Genomic DNA, 17,616 nt, shown 5'->3' on the forward strand with positions numbered 1-17,616 from the left:
GATCCATCGATGAAAAGGCGTGGCGGCGCCCATCAGGATGCCGCCGCCCGGTCAGCGCATCCGCGCGTACGCTCACGCGTACCCCGTCGTGCCCTTCGTCTCCAGATACTCGACGAGGCCGAACTCCGCATACTCGCGGCCGTTGCCGGAGCGCTTGTAGCCGCCGAACGGCGCGGCCGGATTCCATGCCGGGTAGTTGATGTGGACGTTGCCGACCCGCAACCGCGCCGCCACTCTGCGCGCACGCTCGATATCCTTCGTCTGCACGTAGGCCGCGAGCCCGTAGACCGAATCGTTCGCGAGCGCGATGGCTTCTTCTTCGGTGCGGTAGGTCATGATCGCCAGCACCGGCCCGAAGATTTCCTCACGCGCGATCGTCATGTCCGGCGTGACGTTCGAGAAAACCGTCGGCCGCACGTAGAACCCGTCACCAAGCCCGTCCGGACGCCCCGGCCCGCCGGCGACGAGCGTCGCGCCCTCCTCGATCCCGAGCCGGATGAAGTGCTGGATACGGTCGAACTGCGTGCGGCTGACCACCGGCCCGATACCGGTTTCCGCCGAACGCGGATCGCCGACGACCGTGCGCTCCGCCTCCCGCCGCGCGGCCTGCTCGGCCAGCGCCAGATGATCGGCATGCACGAGCATGCGCGTCGGCGCATTGCACGACTGGCCGCTGTTGCCGAAGCAGCTGCGCGCGCCGCCTGTGACCGCATCCTCGATATCGGCATCGGGCAGGATCAGGTTCGGGCTCTTGCTGCCGAGTTCCTGGTGCACGCGCTTCACGGTATCGGCGGCGGCCTTCGCGACCTCGACGCCCGCGCGCGTCGAACCCGTGAACGACACCATGTCGACATCCGGATGCCGCGACAGCGCGTCGCCCACTTCGTGCCCGTAGCCGTGCACGAGGTTGAACACGCCGGGCGGCACGCCGGCTTCGTGCAGGATCTCCGCGAACAGGATCGCGCTGAACGGCGCGATCTCGCTCGGCTTGAGCACCATCGTGCAGCCGGCCGCGAGCGCCGGCGCGACCTTGCACACGATCTGGTTGATCGGCCAGTTCCACGGCGTGATCAGCGCGCACACGCCGATCGGCTCGTGCGACACCAGCAGCGAATCGGTCTGCGTGCTGAAACGGAACGACTGCAGCGCGCGGATCGTCTGTTCGAGGTGCGCGGTGCCGACCGCGGCCTGCGCCGCGCGCGCGAAGGCGATCGGCGCACCCATCTCCTGGCTGATCGTCTGCGCCACCTCCTCGTAGCGGCGCTGATAGATCTCGAGCACGCGCCGCAGCAGCGCGACGCGCTCGTCCACCGGCCAGCGCGAATACGTGTCGAAAGCCTGCTTCGCCGCGCCGACCGCGCGGTCGACGTCGGCCGCGCCGCCGATCCTGAGCTGCGCATATGGCCGTGCAGTGGCCGGGTCGATCACGTCGATCGATCGTGCGTCGGCCGGATCGAGCCACTGGCCGTCGATATAGGACTGTTGTGACGTTCTCATCGAGTGCTCCTGAAATGAAGGCCGCCCCGCTCAGCGCGTCGCCCGCGCAAAGCTGTCGACGAGGATATCGCGGATCTTCGCGACGAACCACACGATCTCGTCGCGCGACATCACGAGCGGCGGCGAGAACTGTACGATCGGCGTGCCTTCGTGATCGACGCCCGCGCGGCACAGCAGCCCCGCGTCGAAGATCGCGGGGGCGAGCAGCGTCGACACGAACGCCTGCGCGCTGATGCCGGCCGCCCAGCGGCGCGCGGCCTTGTCGGTCACGAGTTCGAGCGAATAGTGATAGCCGTCGCCGCGCACGTCGCCGACGCACGGCAGTTCGAGCAGGCCATCGAGCGTCTGGCGGAACACTGCTTCATTGCTGCGGACGTTCTCGAGCACGCCTTCGCGCTCCATGATCGCGAGGTTCGCGAGCGCGGCCGTGCACGCGACCGGGTGGCCGCCGTAGGTCGCGCCGTGCAGGAACATCTGCTGCGGGCCGTCGAGCACCGTGTCGACCACCGCATCGCTCGCGATCACGCCGCCGAGCGGCACGTAGCCCGACGCGATGCCTTTCGCGAACGTGATGATGTCCGGCTTCAGCCCGTAGCGCGCGGAGCCGAAATATTCGCCGAGCCGGCCGAACCCGCAGATCACTTCGTCGGCGACGAGCAGCACGCCGTGCCGGTCGCAGATGTCGCGCAGCCCGGCCGCATAGCCGGCCGGCGGCGTCAGGCTGCCGCCCGCGTTCTGCAGCGGCTCGACGACGATCGCGGCGACGGTATCCGGCCCTTCCTGCACGATCAGCGATTCGATCTCGTCGAGCAGGTGGCGCGTGAACTGCGCTTCCGTCTCGCCCGCCGGTCGGCCGTAGCGCTTCGTGTTGCCCACGTGCCGCACCCCCGACATCAGCGGCTCGAAATGCTTGCGGAAATTCGTCATCCCGTTCAGCGCGAGCGCGCCGAACGACGTGCCGTGATACGCGACACGGCGCGCGATGAACTTGCGCCGCTGCGGCTCGCCGCGCGACTGGTGATACTGGCGCATCAGCTTGATCGCCGATTCGTTCGACTCCGAGCCGCTCGACGTGAAGAACACGCGGTTCAGCCCGTCCGGCGCGAGCGCCGCGAGCTTGTGCGCAAGCTTGATCGCCGGCTCGTGGCCCACCCCCCAGTTGGTCGCGAACGGCAGCCGCACCATCTGCTCGCGGATCGCGTCGCCGATTTCCGCGCCGTGGCTGTAGCCGACCTGCACGCAGTACAGCCCGGCCAGCCCGTCGAAGTAGCGCTTGCCATTGCGGTCGACGAGCCAGCAGCCCTCGCCGCGGTCGAACACGGTCAGCGCGTGGTCGCGATACGCATCGGCGTGCGTGAAATGCATCAGCAGGTGGCGTTTGCCGATGGCCTGCAGGTCCGCATCGAGATTGACGTCAACAGCGTTCATGGATGATTCCTCCTTCAGGGTTTCAGAGCCGGCGGCCGGCAGTCGGCCACCGGTCATTCAATTCATCGACAGCGTCGGCGCCGGGCGCGTGAAGCCGCGCGTGAGCCACACGAGCTGGCAGAGTCCGAGCACGAGCCAGCCGGTGCCGACGTAGAACGTCTGGCGCGACAGGCCCGACCAGAGCCACACGTTCATCGCGAAACCGATCGCCGGCATCGCGCCGAACGTGATCCAGCCACCGAGGCGGCGATGCTCGGGCCGGCACAGATAGCAGCGCATCACGCACAGGTTCACCACCGCGAACGCGACGAGCGCACCGAAGCTGATCATCGTCGACGCGAGATCGAGCGTGATGAACAACGCGGACAGCGACACGATGCCGACCGCGAGCGTCGCGCGCACCGGCGTGCGCAACCGTGCATGCAGGTGGCCGAATACGCGTTCGGGCAGCACCCGGTCGCGGCCCATCGCGAACAGCACGCGCGTCACGCTCGCCTGGCCCGCCATCGCGCTCGCGAAGCAGCCGGCCACGTACACCGCGACGAAGAACGCCGACAGCGTGCCGCCGCCGATGCGCCGCATCAGTTCGAGGCTGGCCGAATCGAGATCCTTGAATGCGTGCCAGTCGGGAAACACCACTTGCCCGACGTACGCGACCAGCATGAACAGCACGCCGCTCGCCAGCGTGCAGAGCAGGATCGCGCGCGGCACCGTGCGCTTCGGCTCGCGTGTCTCCTCCGACAGCGTGGTGACCGCATCGAAGCCGAGGAACGACAGGCACAGGATCGCGGAGCCGGCGAAGATCGCGCGCGCATCGCCCGACGACGGCAGCGCGACGGCCATCGACAACCCTTCGCCCGACGCGACCCGCGCGGAAGCGATGAAGAAGATCGCGATGAACACGAGCTGGCTCGCGATCAGGATCAGGTTCACGCGATTGACGAGCCGGATGCCGACGATGTTCAGCCCGGTGATCAGCACGATGCTGCCGACGATCCACACGCTGGCCGGCACGCCCGGGAAGATCTGCTTCATGTAGATGCCGATCGCGAGGTAGCTGATCATCGGGATGAACAGGTAGTCCATCAGCAACGCCCAGCCGACCATGAAGCCGGCCGACGTGCCGAAGTTGCGGCTCGCGAACGTATAGGCCGACCCGGCGCTCGGCATCAGCCGCGCCATGTGGCCGTAGCTGCGCGCGGTAAACAGCATCGCGACCAGCGTGACCGCATACGCGGCGGTCAGGTGCCCGTTGGTCTCGCTCGTGACGATCCCGTAAGTCGTGAACACCGTCATCGGCAGCATGTACGCGAGGCCGAAGATCACCAGCGTCGCGAGCCCGAGCAGGTGCGGCTTGCGGTGCGGGTCCGCGTCGCCTCGCATCGCGTGCGCGCCGACGTCATGCGTCGCGGCGGCTGATGCGTATCGACCTGGGCTGTCGTTGTCCATGCTGTCCTCACGTGGGTGGCGTTCACGGCTTCAACACTCGTTCGCCCGGCACGGCCGGCGGCGTACGGCTGGGAGAAAGTGTGGTGCGCCAAAAAATCGGCCACGAATGAGAAAAGCGGACGTAATCAGGGGATATTTCCGGACACGCCGCCGTGCGGCGCGCCCGCGAGCCATGCATGCTGCTGTGCGGCACTGGCGTTTTGCGGACATTCCGGCTATGTTCTACGCGACCCCGTCGCCTCTTCAGCACCATGAACAGCCGCCCCCATCCAGACCAGAGCCGGGCCGAGCGCAGCCTGCGCTCGTCGCTCGGCCTCGCACGCCCGGCCGGGCGCCAGGAGGACATTCCCGCCACCGTCCACGCGATCGCGGTCGCGCTGGACGAGTGCCGCGTGCGGCATATCGACGGCGCCGCGCTGCTCGACGGCACGGGGCTCGGCGCGGACGAAGTCGCGTCGCCGAACCTGCACGTGAATCGCGGCCAGGAGCAGCGCTGCTTCCACAACCTGCTGCAGTGCAGCGGCGTGCCGTCGATCGGGCTGTCGATCGGCGCGCGGCTGCACGTATCGACGCTCGGCCTCGCCGGCTACGCGATGCTGATCAGCGGCTCGGTGATGCAGGCATTCCGGTGCATGGGCCAGTTTCCGCTGTTCATGGGGCTGTATTTCGATGTGCGTATCGATACGCACGCGGACGGCATGAGCGTGACGATCGGCCGTTACAACGGCGAGCCCGATCTCGAGGTGTTCCAGGTAGACATGTGCCTGTCGAGCCTGCGGCTGATCGTGTCCGATCTCGTCGGCAAGCCGGTCTGGCCCGAGCAGGTGCAGCTCGCGCGCCGCACGCCGCGCAATGCGGCCGACTACACGCGCCACTTCGGCTGCAAGGTCGTGTTCAATGCGGGCGACAACCGTCTCGTGTTCACGTCGGTGAACGGCACCGAGATGCCACTGCTCGCGAACGAAGTCAGCTTCAATGCGCTGCATGGCCAGTGCGAGGCGCTCGAACGGCAGTGGGCCGCGTCGGTCGGCACGCGCTTCGCCGATCGTGCGAGGGAGCTGATGGCGCGCGACCTCGCGCGCTTCAAGTCGATGACGTCGCTCGCGGATGCCCTGCACCTGACGGAGCGCACGCTGCGCCGGCGGCTCGACAAGGACGGCCTCACGTTCCAGTCGCTGCTCGACGACGTGCGCCGCGACGAAGCAGTGCGGATGCTCGACGATCCCGAGCTGACGGTCGCGGCCATCGCGGAACGGCTCGGCTACAGCGAGCCGCGCAGTTTCCGTCATGCGTATCGACGCTGGACCGGCAGGGCGCCGCGCGCCGATCAGGACGGCAGCGAATAGGCCCGGCGCGCGTGGAGACATGGTGGTGCGTGACAGTCGGGCACGACGCCGGGGCGCACGCGAAACCCGCTTCAAGTCGACGGCCCCACTCATCGATTCGGAATTCGAATCATTTTCCGTACGCGTGATCCTTCCCCGCTTCATCGCCACTGCGCGATCGTCGGCACGCAATCCCGATCGCTCCCCAAGGTAGACGCGATCATTCGATTACTCTATACTCGGCCCAACTTCATCACAAAATGCATGATCTCGTGTGCAACGTGATGTCATTTCGCAATTCGTTGCGCATGCATCCGTTTCGCCACGTCAAGGGGGCCTCCGGCTCCAGCGGCAGGTTTCACGCCCGCCGCATCCATGCCGTCCTCACGGGACGGTGCCCTGCTCGAGCGCGCCTCGCCATGACGGCGCCGCCGGGCTGAACATGACAATCAGACGAACGCGGCATTGCGTTCACTCGACCGCCAGTCGCACCTCGTTGCGGCCGGCATGACTGTTTCCGTCAGTTCAAATCGCGGCCATGCCGGGATCACGAACTTCCATCGCGGCGCCATCCGGCGTCCACGCGGCGCGCGCCCGTGCGTGTGTCGCACCGAGATTGAGGGGGTGTATCTTCATGACTCGACGCACTGTCCAGCTGGTGGGCAGCCTGATCGCCATCGTCGCCATCGCCTGGGCGCTCGCCCGCGGCATCGGCGCCGACACATTCAGCCAGCGCGCGGACGATCTCGCGTACTACGCGGGCCAGCACATGCTGCTGGTCGTCTATTCGATGGCGCTCGCGATCGCCGTGGGCGTGCCGGCCGGCGTGCTGCTGAGCCGGCCGCGCTTCCAGCATCAGGCCGAGCGCTTCATGCAGGTCTTCAACATCGGCAACACGATCCCGTCGCTCGCCGTGCTCGCCATCGCGCTCGGCATCTTCGGCATAGGCAACGTGCCCGCGATCGTCGCGCTGTTCCTCGCATCGCTGCTGCCCATCACGCGCAATGCCTACGAAGGCATGAAGAACGTGCCGGCCGCACTGCGCGAAGCCGCCAAGGGCATCGGCATGACGGGCTGGCAATCGCTCGTGCGCGTGGAGTTGCCCAATGCGCTGCCGATCATCGTCGGCGGCGTGCGCACCGCGCTGGCGATCAACGTCGGCACGGCCCCGCTCGCCTACCTGATCGGCGCGGACAGTCTCGGCTCGCTGATTTTCCCCGGCATCTATCTCGACAACCAGCCGCTGCTGCTGCTCGGCGCGTCGCTCACCGCGATCCTCGCGCTCGTGCTGGACGGCCTCGTCGCGGCCGGCAGCCGCCATTGGCTCGCCCGCCACGGAGGTGCCGCATGACGCTCCACCGCACCATTCGATCGTTCGCGCGCCTGTGCGCCGTCGCCGCGTTGTGCGTGGCGGCGAGCGCACCGGCCTGCGCGGCGAAGCTCGTGCTGGGCGCGAAGAACTTCACCGAGCAATACGTGCTGGCGGAACTCACCGCGCAATACCTGCGTGCGCGCGGCTACGACGTGGAAGTCCGTTCGGGCCTCGGCAGCACGCTCGTGCGCAGCGCGCTGGAGAACGGCCAGTTCGATCTCATGTGGGATTACACGGGCACCGCCGCGCTCGTCTACAACAAGATCGACGACAAGCTGTCGCCCGACGAAATGTACCGGCGCGTCAAGGCGCTCGACGTGCCGCGCGGGCTCGTCTGGCTCGACGCGTCGCCGCTCAACGACACCTACGCGATCGGCCTGCCCAGCCCGCTCGCGCAGGCCACCGGCATCCGGACCGTCTCGCAGCTCGCCGAGCACCTGAAGACCGACCCCGACGCGAAGCACTACGTGTTCGGGATGGACGCCGAATTCGCGAATCGCCCCGACGGGCTGAAGCCGCTGCTCGCCGCCTACGGCATGCAGTTCAGCCGCGCGCAGCTCAAGCAGATGGACCCGGGGCTCGTCTACACGGCGCTGCACAACAACCAGCTGAAGATCGGCCTCGTCTATACGACCGACGGGCGCGTGAAGGGGTTCGGCATCGTGCCGCTCGAGGACGACAAGCACTTCTTCCCGCCGTACAACGCGACGCCCGTGGTGCGCAAGGGCACGCTCGATCGCAATCCGAAACTTGCGACGCAGCTCAACGCGCTGTCGGCCGCGCTCGACAACGACGTGATGCAGGCGATGGCCAAGGAGGTCGACCTCGACGGCAAGTCGCCGCGCGACGTCGCCGACGCGTTCCTGCGCACGCACAAGCTGCCCTGACGGAGAACCGATGAACGTATTCGACTATCTCGCATCGAGCTGGCCCGAACTGCTGCAGCTCACGTTGCAGCACATCTGGCTGGTCGGTATCGCCGTAGGCTGCGCGATCGTGGCCGGCGTACCGCTCGGCATCCTGATCAATCGCCATGACTGGCTTGCCGGGCCGCTGCTCGGCGTCGCGACCGTCGTGCTCACGCTGCCGTCCATCGCGCTGTTCGGCCTGATGATCCCGCTCTTCTCGCGCTTCGGCCAGGGGATCGGCGCCGCCCCCGCGATCACCGCCGTGTTCCTGTACTCGCTGCTGCCGATCATGCGCAACACGTACCTCGCGTTGCACAACGTCGATGCGGGCATCAAGGAAGCCGGCACCGGCATCGGCATGACGTCGTGGCAGCGCCTGCGGCTCGTCGACCTGCCGCTCGCGGTGCCCGTGATTCTCGCGGGCGTGCGCACCGCCGTCGTGATGAACATCGGCGTGATGACGATCGCCGCCGTGGTCGGCGCGGGCGGGCTCGGCACGCTGATCCTGCGCGCCATCGGCCAGAGCAGCATGATGAAACTGCTGGTGGGCGCGGTGCTCGTGAGCCTGCTCGCGATCGTCGCCGACCGGCTCCTGCAGAGGCTGCAGCGAGCATTGACACCGAAGGGAGTCCAGAAGACATGATCGAACTCGACAAACTGACCAAGACCTTCACGCGCAAGGACGGCCAGGCCGTGCGCGCCGTCGACGCCGTGAGCCTCTCGGTGGCCGAGGGGGAAATCTGCGTGTTCCTCGGCCCGTCGGGCTGCGGCAAGACCACCACGCTGAAGATGATCAACCGGCTCATCGCCCCCACGTCCGGCCGCGTGCTGATCAACGGCGAGGATACGGCGCAGCTGAACGAGGTCGACCTGCGGCGCCACATCGGTTACGTGATCCAGCAGATCGGGTTGTTCCCGAACATGACGATCGAGGAAAACATCACCGTCGTGCCGCGCCTGCTGGGCTGGGACAAGAAGCGCTGCGCCGAGCGCGCGCGCGACCTGATGGCGATGGTCGCGCTCGATCCGAAGCTGTACCTGAAACGCTATCCGCGCGAGCTGTCGGGCGGGCAGCAGCAGCGGATCGGCGTGATTCGCGCGCTGGCCGCCGATCCGCCCGTGCTGCTGATGGACGAACCGTTCGGCGCGGTCGATCCGATCAATCGCGAATCGATCCAGAACGAGTTTTTCCAGATGCAGCGGCAACTGAACAAGACCGTGATCATGGTGAGCCACGATATCGACGAAGCGATCAAGCTGGGCGATCGCATCGCCGTGTTCCGGCGCGGCCAGCTCGTGCAATACGATCACCCCGACACGCTGCTCGCCCGGCCGCGCGACGAATTCGTCGCGCAGTTCGTGGGCCAGGACAGCACGCTCAAGCGCCTGCTGCTCGTGAAGGCCGGCGACGCCGCCACGCAGCCCGAAACGGCCCGGATCGATACGCCGCTCGCACACGCGCTCGCCGTGATGGACGAAACCGACTGCCGCTACCTGACCGTGCTCGACGACGCGGGCCGCGCGCTCGGCTACGTGACGCGCCGCGCGGCGCGCACCGGCGGCGGCGTGTGCGGCGAGCGCGTGACGCCCTTCCCGGCCGGTGTCGCGGCGGACGACAACCTGCGCATCGTGCTGTCGAAGATGTACCAGTACAGCGCGTCGTGGATGCCGGTGCTCGACCCCGACGGCGCGTGGCTCGGCGAGATCACGCAGGACTCGATCGCCGCGTACCTCAGCTCGGGCCGCTCGCGCCGGCAGACGGGCCAGCCGCCCGGCAGCCCGGCCGATGCGGTCGCGGCAAGCGCCACGCACTGATTCGTCTCCGTGCCGGTGCGGCGTCGCATCGGCACGGGCAAGCGAATCGATACCGTGCGCGAGGGAAAAAAGCGTGCGGTCAGGCCCGGCGATCGAACGCCGCCTGACCCGCCTTCAACTGAAAACCGTCAAACCGGCACCGGCGAGCGGACGCCATTTCCATCATCCGTGTTTCCCGCAGACGTAATCCATGACCAGCGTCTGAATGGAGTCGCGCTCGACATACCGGTAATCATCCGAATTTTCGCGAGATATGTAGACCTCGCCCGGCTGCGCTCCGGCCATGCTGGTCTTGCCCATCGCCCAGGTCTTGTTCTCGCAGTCGAACGACCAATCGGAAACGACGCGCTTCACCGGAAACGGCGCCGAGTAACGGCGCGGCGCGGCATAAACGATCTTGACCGTCACCCACGAATTGAGCGGATGACGCTCGACGGAAGCGGGATCCACATAGAGCGCGATAGCCGGGCCGGGGCCAAGCGTGATCCAGCTCTCGGCCCATGCCCCGCTTGCGACGAGCGCAAGGGATGCACCTGCAATCCAGCGTCTTTTCATTTTCATTCCTCGAATCCGGCTCGGTGAATTCCGGCGGCCTGATTCTACTTTCTCCGGTTGCGTGACGTGCGCGATTCGAACCGGATCATTCACCGACTTCAAATCATTTCGCCCAATCGCCATCCGGTCACACCTATCGAGCGCGTATAGAAAAATCCGAGCGCCGAATACATCGCGAATTGCATGAATTCGACTCGCGTAGAATGCCCGCAATAATCGAACATCAAGCCGAGCGGGCCGCCCTTCCATTCCACTCGCACCGGCGCAACGCGAACAAGACAACACGGACACGACCCGTGGCATCCGTAAACGGCGCCGCCCCGACCGCGCGCCCTTGCGACGATCGCCCGCCGACGAAGCCTCCATGAGCAAACCGATCCTGTACCTCCTCGCCGGTAACGGCAGCGCGGCCGACTGGTGGGACGATGCGCTGCCCCACTTCCGGCATTACCACCCTGTGCCGCTGGAACTGCCGGGCTTCGGCGACAACCCCGCGCCGCCCTGCGAGGATCTCGCCGCCTATGCGCAAGCGCTGCTCGACATGACCGAGCCGGGCCACGCGATCATGGCGGTCGGCGTGAACGCGCTGCTGGTGCTGCACGCGTTGCAGCGACGCCCCGGCCACTTCAGCCGCAGCGTGCTGCTCGCGCCCGTTGGCGCATTTCTGTGGGAACGGCGCCTGCCGAAACTGATGGCGCCGAAGCCGCTGCGCAAGACCATCCACTGGTTGCTCGCGCACTACCCGACGCTGTTCGCCCGCAAGTTCTCGAACCTGACGTGGACACGCGCACAGTACCGCCGCATGGGCGCCGGCTATGCGCGCTGCCGTGCGTTCCTGCCGCACTGGGATCTCGTGCGTGCCGATACCGCGCTGCCGCTGCTCGAGTGGGTCGCCGATCGCATCGAACTCGTGTGGGGCGACCAGGACAACGTGCTCGGCGTGCGCCAGGCCGCCGCATGGTCGGCGATCCTCGCGCGCGCCGACCTCACCGTCACGCTGCAGGCCGGCTGGGGACACTATCCGTGGATCGACGCGCCGGCGGCATTCGTGCACTGGCTCGAAGCGGGCGATGCCGGCTTCGTCGCGCATACCAAGGGCGGGCGCCTGGCGCTGGCCACGATGGCTGGCCTGCCCGTGCCGCCCGCGCTGTCGCTGACCCGCGCCGACGATCCGCGCCTGCCCGGCTTTCTCGCGAGCCAGCCCGATGCCGAGTGGGCGGTCCGCTCGTCGAGCCACGGTGAAGACCAGGCCGATGTGGCCAACGCCGGCCTGCATACGACGTTCCTGCGCGTACCGGCCGCGCAGGCGGCCGCGCGCGTGGCCGAGTTGCTCGATGGCGGCCTCGAGGAAGCGGTCGTGCAGCGCTTCATCACGCCCGTGCTGTCGGGCATCGCGTTCGTGCGGCATCTGGCGGTCGAAGTCGAATGGGTGGAAGGCCACCTCGAAACGCTCGCCGACGGGCAGGCCAGCCCGCAACGCGCGATCCTGTCGCGGCTCGGCGAGCCCTGGCAGCGCGGTACGTTCCCCACCGCGCACGGCCTGAGCGCGCCGCAGCTGTGGACCTTCCTGCAACGCGTGCTGCACGCGTTCCACTACGTGCCGGGCGACGTCGAATGGGCGTGGGACGGCCGGCAGCTGTGGCTGCTGCAGTACCGTCCGATCAGCAGCTACGGCTGGCATCGCCACCTGACCGCCGCGAACATCGCCGAGATCCTGCCGCCGCAGCCGAGCCGGCTGGTCGAGTACGCGCAACGACGCGCGGCCGGCAGCATCCCGGCGATCATGGCGCGCTGGGATGCCCGCGTACTCCAGGACAACGAACCATTCACCGCGCTCTATGGCGGCGCGTCGTACATCAACAACGACCTGTTCCTCGCCCGCCTCGCCGACTGGGGCGTGTCGGCCGGCAACTACAGCGGCGAGATCGGCGGCGCGACACCGCCGCTGCGCTGGCGCCCGCTGCGGCTGCTGGGTTCGCTGCCGGTGTTCTGGCGCATGCTGCGCGTCGCGCGCGGACATCTGCCGACGCTCGAACGCGGCTTGCAGCGCTTCGACCAGGAACTCGCGACGCTCGTCGAGCAGCACGCCGACGGCCAGCAACTGGCCGACTGGTTCACGCGCTTCTACGTGTTCGTCGTGCAGGGCAACCTGTGCATCGCGTCATCGCTGGCCAGCAGCGGCGGCGCACTGTGGGGCCGTCCGCCGACCGCATACGGCCAGCTCGACGACAGCCCGCATCGCCTGCCGTGGGAAACCGATCCGGGCACCACGCGGCCCATGCCTACCGACCTCCCGCTGCAGGCGTTTCCCGACTGGCCGCTGCCGGTTCGCGTGCTCCACACGCTCGGCGCGCCCGGCATGCGCGGCTGGTATCTGCAGGTGCGCGAGTGGTATCGCGACAATCTGATGCGCGTGTTCTTCCGGCTGCATCATGCGATGCCGGCCGCCGATCGCGGCACGTGGTTCGCGCCGCATCCCGAGCGCCGCGAACGCAACGGCAGCTTCTGGCAGGACGGCGGCGAAGGCACCGACGAGGCGGCCGGCTTCATGATCTATCCGGGTCACACGCAAGGCGTGCTCGGCCACGACATCCTGCTGGAAGACACGCTCGATCCGGGCCGGCACGCGCAGTACCAGGCCGCGCGCGCCGTGATCGCGCGCATGGGGGGCCGGCTGTCGCACGGCGCGACACTGCTGCGCGAACTGCGCAAGCCGTCGGCCGTGCTGCCGCGCGTCGATGCGGCGTGGATCGGGCGCGAGGTGCGGCTCAGCGACGGCCGGCTGACGCTGGTCGAATAAACAGGATGCGGTTGCCGTACGCCCGAGCCTGACCTGCGTGCGGGTCAGCGCACCGGCGTGCGGACGACTCCGTCGACCTTCAGCGTGCGCCGGTCGTGCGCGGCTTCGTATTCGACCGTCTGCGCGGGCGCGACGGCGCCGTACGAACGGCCGTTCACATAGACGGTGCCGTCCCGCAGCTCGACCCGGTCGCCGTTGACCGTCGCGGTGGCCCGCTCGCCCTGCAGCACGGCGCCCGAGCAGCCGGCGGTCGAAAAGCTGCGTACCGACGTGCCCGGCATCGCGGCGACACCGCCCGGGTCCGCCGCATGCGCCGCGCTGCACGGCGGCGCATCCATGCTGCCGGCCGCGTGGGCCACGCCCGCGCTGATGCCGCATCCGGCAAGCAATGCAATCGTCATCGGCTTCAGAGGGTTCATGGTGAGCTCCGTTGTCCGCCGCCGCGGATCGATGGCCAGCCGACGCCCGTGCGCGCATGGCAGGCAGGCCGGATGCACCCAGTATGCGTCCGGTTCGCGGCACGCCGCCATCCGCGTCAGTACCACTCGTCGCCGCCCCGGTTCGCTCCGACACCGGCCCCCCCGGAAACACCTCCCGCAGTGCGACCCGTCCCCATGAAAATCCGCCTTGATCAAGTTGCGACCCGCAACTATTATTGATTGCGATCCGCAACCTTTCCAGGCCACCCATGGACCTCATCGACGCGCCCGCCAAGCCTCGCGAAGCCACGATCCTCGAGCTGCGCGACTTCTCCCGCAAACTGGTTCGCGAGCTCGGCTTCATGCGCGCGACGCTGGCCGACAGCGACTGGGCGCCGTCGGCCGTCCACGCGATCCTCGAGATCGGGATGGCGCCCGGCATCAACGCCCGCGATCTCGGCAACATCCTGCGGCTGGACAAATCGAACACGAGCCGGCAACTCGCGCGGCTCGAGGCGGCCGGGGTCGTCGAGCGGCGCGTGTCGAGCGACGATGCGCGCGCGATCGAGCTGTACCTGACCGCCGAAGGGAAAAAGCTCCAGAAGAGAATCGACACGTTCGCGACGGACCAGGTATCGAATGCGTTGCGCCGCATGGTGCCCGCCGACCAGCAGGCGCTGCTGCGCTCGCTCGCGCTGTATGCCGATGCGCTCGCACAGGACAACGCCGCGAAAGCGCCCGCCGCCGCGCTCGATGCGCCAGCGATCCGAGAAGGTTACCAACCGGGCTGCATCGGCGATATAACGAGCCTTCACGCCCGCTTTTATTCGGAACACTGGGGCTTCGGTGCCTTTTTCGAAAAACGCGTGGCGACCGAGCTGGCCGAGTTCGCCGGTGCGCTACCGGCCGACGGCAAGGCGCTTTGGCTATGCCAGGAAGACGGGCGGACACTCGCGTCGCTCGCGATCGACGGCGATCCGGCAACCGGCATCGCGCATCTGCGCTGGTTCATCGTGAACGACGCGCTGCGCGGGTCGGGCATCGGCCGCCGGCTCATGACGGAAGCCATGCGCTTCGTCGACGCGCAGCGGTTTCGCGAAACTTACCTGTGGACGTTCAAGGGGCTGGACTCGGCGCGCCATCTGTACGAGTCGTTCGGCTTCACGCTGACCGACGAATCCGCGGGCACGCATTGGGGAACCGAGGTGGTCGAGCAGCGCTTCAGCCGGCCGGGGCCATCGGGCGATTGAGGGGCGACGGGACGGCTCCGTCGCGCTACCCCATCCCGACGAGCGAATCGAAGACGTTCCTGATCCACGTCTTGACGTCACCCCAGGCGACTGCTTTCTTCCTGAGCATGCTTGTCAGAAACACGATCGACCACGCGACGGCCAAGGCCAGGGCGACGCATACGCTAAAAAATGAAAATGTGCTCATTAAAATCGTACGAGCCGATCGGTTGCAATCAGGACGACCTGCCGGGATTACATCGGGATTTGCGGCAGACCACGTCGTCGCAACCGGATGAACGCCTCACTCTCGATGTAAAAGACGAACGTGCAGGATAACTGGACGCGAGCGACCACACGGCACGCGGCCGGCGCATCACTTGATGCGCTGCACGCGCACGATGCCCCAGACGAGTATCGCGGTAACGACGGCGGTCACGCCGATCGCGAGCCAGATCGACTTGGTCGTGACCCACGTCCCGATGAATGCGGCGGCAAAGAGGCAGGCCGCGCCCCATTCGAGCACATTGTCCAGCCGGTTTCTCGATCGATAGCGTGGCTTGCCGGACGGATCGCGCGGGATCGGTGCCGCCCGCCGCGCGCGCGGCGCGCAAGCGGGAAACGCTTCGACCAGCGCACGGCTCGGCCACGGGTGCGTATCGGCATGCGCGTCGCCCGATCCCGTCACTCGCCAGACGGCGTCGGCATCCGGCGCGCGGCGCAGTTCCTGGATCTCGCGGGCCAGGCCGGCATCGGGATCCTTCTGCCGCTCCAGCAACGCGACCTGCGCAAGTTCGGTTGCAAATGCGTCCGTGGTATCACTCACGTCCGGCAATCCGCTCGTGCGAATCAGCACGAATTCACCGAACGCGGTGGCGACGTAGTCGACGAATGCATCGTAGATCGAACGGTAGCGCTCGCCGAGCAGATCGACGAGGTTGCCCCGGCGCGCGGCTGCGCGCGCCAGCGCGCTCGCCTTCGTCGTGACCAGATACGGATAGCGCGCGTCGCGCTCCTCGGGCGTCGCACCTTCCAGATATTCGTCGAGCTCGTCAGCCTGGTCTTCCGGGTCGAAATCGTCGATGCGATACGCGAAGCGCACGTCGTCGGGCCCGAACAGCACGCGCCAGAACAGCGGAATGAACGCATTCGCTTCGAGCGACGGGCCGCCCGCCGCGAAATAGGCGTTCAATTCGCCTTGGCGCCCTTCAGGCATGCGCGGCCACGGCGGGCTCTCGAGAAACACGGGATGGGACATAACGCGGGCCCCCAGTCGGGATGATCGGATGGTTGTCTTTTTCGGAACGACTTTCACCAACGCACGACAGGCCGACGCATTCTGTCCGACTTTACAAACCTTGTCATCCCGGTCTTTCGACTGGCCTTCCGATGATCGTTCATGGCGATCCGGGCGGCAAACCGTCGAATAGTCCCATCACTTCGCGTACGTCATGGCCGGCACAAGCAGCCCTGCTTGCGCGATTTTCCCGTCATCATCTGGATATACAAAAATGTCCGTTCGTCCGTTGCCAGCCACGACAGGCACAGCAGTTCCGCAATCGTCCGCAGATGTCGCAGAAAGTTGGCACTCGACCTCACCAGGTAGCCGGATCTCGCGCACGCCGCCGCGACCGGGCGCGTGCGCGGTCAACTTCAGCGTCCGCGTCTCGAGAATGTGATCGTCGCGCGCTACGCGCCGAGGCGCTCAGTCGACCGCCGGAATCCATGCGGCGGTCGCCGCGCCGCTCGCGCGGAACGCCGGAAACTTCGCGGCGAGTTCGGCCACGGTATGAATGTCGTTCTTCACGAGATCGTCACGCGTGATCAGCGTCGGCTTCACTGCGATGCGCGCGCCCGGGTCCTGCCCTGCGACCAGCAGCGCGGCGGCCCGCACCGACACCGCGCCGACGACCGCCGGATTGGTCGCGGCCGTCGCGACCCACGCGCTGTTCGGCGCGCGGATGGCCTCGATGTCGGCCGTCGACACGTCCGCGCTGTAGATGCGGATTTTCGACGAGAGCCGGGCCTCGTCCGCCGCGAGCTTCGCGCCGCGCGCGAACTCGTCGTACGGCGCGAACACGACGCGAATGTCGGGATTCGCGCGATACACGGCCGCCGCCTGGTTCGCGACCGATTGCGCGATCGGATTGTCGACGGTGCCCCAGCGCGCCTTTTCCCGCACCTTCGGGTGCGCATGCTTGAAATCGCGCCACGCGGCATCGCGCCGGTCGAGCGGCGCGAATCCGGCCACGTACACGTACCCGGCCGCGAACGCGTCGCCGTTGTCCTTCACCGCCTGATCCAGCAGCAGGTTCGCCAGGTCGCGATCGTTCTGCTCGATCTGCGGCACCTTCGGATTGGCGAGATCGACGTCGAACGCGACAACCTTGATGCCTTTGTCCAGCGCGCGCTGAACGACGTCCTTCAGCGATTCCGGCAAACCGTGATTGACGATGATCGCGGACACGCCGATGCTGATCGCCTGCTGAATCTGCTCGCGCTGCTCGGCTGCGTCCTGCCGGCCTTCGTAGATGCGCAGGTCGACGCCGAGCGCCCGTGCCTGCTTCTGCGCGCCGGCTTCGTAGGCCTGGAAGAAATCGCCGGTCGACAGGTAGTTGACGAGCGCGATCTTCACGCCGCCCTTGTCGAACGGCGCAGGCGCCCCCTTGAGCGGACCGGCGTGGGCCTTGGGCACACCGAACACGAGCGCGGTGCCCAGCACGAGTGCACCGAGTTTCAGTTCGATACGCGACTTTCGGCGAAGCAACGAGCGCATGGCGTGTCTGTCTCCAAACAAGGACGATATCGGCTCAATCTAT

The 17,616-nt window shown here is 67.3% G+C and carries 14 protein-coding genes; 7 read left to right on the plus strand and 7 right to left on the minus strand.

Features of this window, described 5'->3' with window-relative positions; translation table 11 throughout:
• Positions 1-72: 72 nt before the first annotated feature.
• Genes LGM56_RS13790 through LGM56_RS13800 form a run of 3 tightly spaced genes read right to left on the minus strand, consistent with a single transcriptional unit; the run spans position 73 to position 4,374 of the window.
• A complete protein-coding gene (locus tag LGM56_RS13790) occupies positions 73-1,497 on the minus strand; it encodes an aldehyde dehydrogenase family protein (RefSeq protein WP_226205152.1) in 1,425 nt (474 codons plus the stop codon).
• A gap of 30 nt (positions 1,498-1,527) precedes the next feature.
• On the minus strand, positions 1,528-2,925 hold the full coding sequence (locus LGM56_RS13795) for an aspartate aminotransferase family protein (protein WP_226205154.1): 1,398 nt from the start codon (positions 2,923-2,925) through the stop codon (positions 1,528-1,530).
• Positions 2,926-2,982: 57 nt separating this feature from the next.
• Complete coding sequence (locus tag LGM56_RS13800) at positions 2,983-4,374, minus strand: APC family permease (RefSeq protein WP_226205156.1); 1,392 nt, start codon at positions 4,372-4,374, stop codon at positions 2,983-2,985.
• Between the two features lie 251 nt (positions 4,375-4,625).
• Here LGM56_RS13800 and LGM56_RS13805 point away from each other — a divergent pair, with 251 nt between their 5' ends.
• From LGM56_RS13805 to LGM56_RS13825, 5 genes are all read left to right on the plus strand, one after another.
• A complete protein-coding gene (locus tag LGM56_RS13805; protein WP_226205158.1) occupies positions 4,626-5,720 on the plus strand; it encodes an AraC family transcriptional regulator in 1,095 nt (364 codons plus the stop codon).
• A gap of 613 nt (positions 5,721-6,333) precedes the next feature.
• Positions 6,334-7,050, plus strand: a complete 717-nt coding sequence (locus LGM56_RS13810) for an ABC transporter permease (RefSeq protein WP_089498929.1) — start codon at positions 6,334-6,336, stop codon at positions 7,048-7,050.
• Entirely contained in the window at positions 7,047-7,958 is a 912-nt protein-coding gene (locus LGM56_RS13815) for a glycine betaine ABC transporter substrate-binding protein (protein WP_226205159.1), read from the plus strand. Before LGM56_RS13810 ends, LGM56_RS13815 begins: the two co-directional genes overlap by 4 nt.
• A gap of 10 nt (positions 7,959-7,968) precedes the next feature.
• Positions 7,969-8,622 carry an ABC transporter permease gene (locus LGM56_RS13820; RefSeq protein WP_226205160.1) on the plus strand — a complete coding sequence of 218 codons (654 nt, stop codon included), beginning with the start codon at positions 7,969-7,971 and terminating at the stop codon, positions 8,620-8,622.
• On the plus strand, positions 8,619-9,794 hold the full coding sequence (locus LGM56_RS13825; protein ID WP_226205161.1) for an ABC transporter ATP-binding protein: 1,176 nt from the start codon (positions 8,619-8,621) through the stop codon (positions 9,792-9,794). Before LGM56_RS13820 ends, LGM56_RS13825 begins: the two co-directional genes overlap by 4 nt.
• 162 nt (positions 9,795-9,956) lie before the next feature.
• On the opposite strand, the gene LGM56_RS13830 is transcribed toward LGM56_RS13825, so the two are convergent.
• Positions 9,957-10,355 (minus strand): surface-adhesin E family protein, encoded by a 399-nt coding sequence (locus tag LGM56_RS13830; RefSeq protein WP_226205162.1) that lies wholly within the window; start codon positions 10,353-10,355, stop codon positions 9,957-9,959.
• A gap of 358 nt (positions 10,356-10,713) precedes the next feature.
• Between LGM56_RS13830 and LGM56_RS13835 the strand changes: the two genes are divergently transcribed.
• Positions 10,714-13,149, plus strand: a complete 2,436-nt coding sequence (locus LGM56_RS13835) for a PEP-utilizing enzyme (protein ID WP_226205163.1) — start codon at positions 10,714-10,716, stop codon at positions 13,147-13,149.
• Between the two features lie 44 nt (positions 13,150-13,193).
• On the opposite strand, the gene LGM56_RS13840 is transcribed toward LGM56_RS13835, so the two are convergent.
• A complete protein-coding gene (locus LGM56_RS13840; protein ID WP_226205164.1) occupies positions 13,194-13,568 on the minus strand; it encodes a S26 family signal peptidase in 375 nt (124 codons plus the stop codon).
• Between the two features lie 269 nt (positions 13,569-13,837).
• Here LGM56_RS13840 and LGM56_RS13845 point away from each other — a divergent pair, with 269 nt between their 5' ends.
• Positions 13,838-14,818 (plus strand): helix-turn-helix domain-containing GNAT family N-acetyltransferase, encoded by a 981-nt coding sequence (locus LGM56_RS13845; RefSeq protein WP_226205165.1) that lies wholly within the window; start codon positions 13,838-13,840, stop codon positions 14,816-14,818.
• A gap of 355 nt (positions 14,819-15,173) precedes the next feature.
• On the opposite strand, the gene LGM56_RS13850 is transcribed toward LGM56_RS13845, so the two are convergent.
• Both LGM56_RS13850 and LGM56_RS13855 read right to left on the minus strand, forming a co-directional pair.
• Complete coding sequence (locus LGM56_RS13850) at positions 15,174-16,055, minus strand: hypothetical protein (RefSeq protein WP_226205167.1); 882 nt, start codon at positions 16,053-16,055, stop codon at positions 15,174-15,176.
• 447 nt (positions 16,056-16,502) lie between these two features.
• Positions 16,503-17,573, minus strand: coding sequence for a substrate-binding domain-containing protein (locus tag LGM56_RS13855; protein WP_226205169.1), 1,071 nt, complete (start codon positions 17,571-17,573; stop codon positions 16,503-16,505).
• Between the last annotated feature and the right edge of the window lie 43 nt (positions 17,574-17,616).

The organism is Burkholderia sp. AU38729, from assembly GCF_020419725.1.
Lineage (GTDB): Bacteria > Pseudomonadota > Gammaproteobacteria > Burkholderiales > Burkholderiaceae > Burkholderia.

Coding starts and splice junctions, on each gene's coding strand:
- LGM56_RS13840 (WP_226205164.1), bottom strand. CDS start 13,568: ATGAACCCTCTGAAGCCGATGACGATTGCATTGCTTGCCGGATGCGGC.
- LGM56_RS13790 (WP_226205152.1), bottom strand. CDS start 1,497: ATGAGAACGTCACAACAGTCCTATATCGACGGCCAGTGGCTCGATCCG.
- LGM56_RS13815 (WP_226205159.1), top strand. CDS start 7,047: ATGACGCTCCACCGCACCATTCGATCGTTCGCGCGCCTGTGCGCCGTC.
- LGM56_RS13805 (WP_226205158.1), top strand. CDS start 4,626: ATGAACAGCCGCCCCCATCCAGACCAGAGCCGGGCCGAGCGCAGCCTG.
- LGM56_RS13820 (WP_226205160.1), top strand. CDS start 7,969: ATGAACGTATTCGACTATCTCGCATCGAGCTGGCCCGAACTGCTGCAG.
- LGM56_RS13850 (WP_226205167.1), bottom strand. CDS start 16,055: ATGTCCCATCCCGTGTTTCTCGAGAGCCCGCCGTGGCCGCGCATGCCT.
- LGM56_RS13795 (WP_226205154.1), bottom strand. CDS start 2,925: ATGAACGCTGTTGACGTCAATCTCGATGCGGACCTGCAGGCCATCGGC.
- LGM56_RS13835 (WP_226205163.1), top strand. CDS start 10,714: ATGAGCAAACCGATCCTGTACCTCCTCGCCGGTAACGGCAGCGCGGCC.
- LGM56_RS13825 (WP_226205161.1), top strand. CDS start 8,619: ATGATCGAACTCGACAAACTGACCAAGACCTTCACGCGCAAGGACGGC.
- LGM56_RS13855 (WP_226205169.1), bottom strand. CDS start 17,573: ATGCGCTCGTTGCTTCGCCGAAAGTCGCGTATCGAACTGAAACTCGGT.
- LGM56_RS13845 (WP_226205165.1), top strand. CDS start 13,838: ATGGACCTCATCGACGCGCCCGCCAAGCCTCGCGAAGCCACGATCCTC.
- LGM56_RS13830 (WP_226205162.1), bottom strand. CDS start 10,355: ATGAAAATGAAAAGACGCTGGATTGCAGGTGCATCCCTTGCGCTCGTC.
- LGM56_RS13810 (WP_089498929.1), top strand. CDS start 6,334: ATGACTCGACGCACTGTCCAGCTGGTGGGCAGCCTGATCGCCATCGTC.
- LGM56_RS13800 (WP_226205156.1), bottom strand. CDS start 4,374: ATGGACAACGACAGCCCAGGTCGATACGCATCAGCCGCCGCGACGCAT.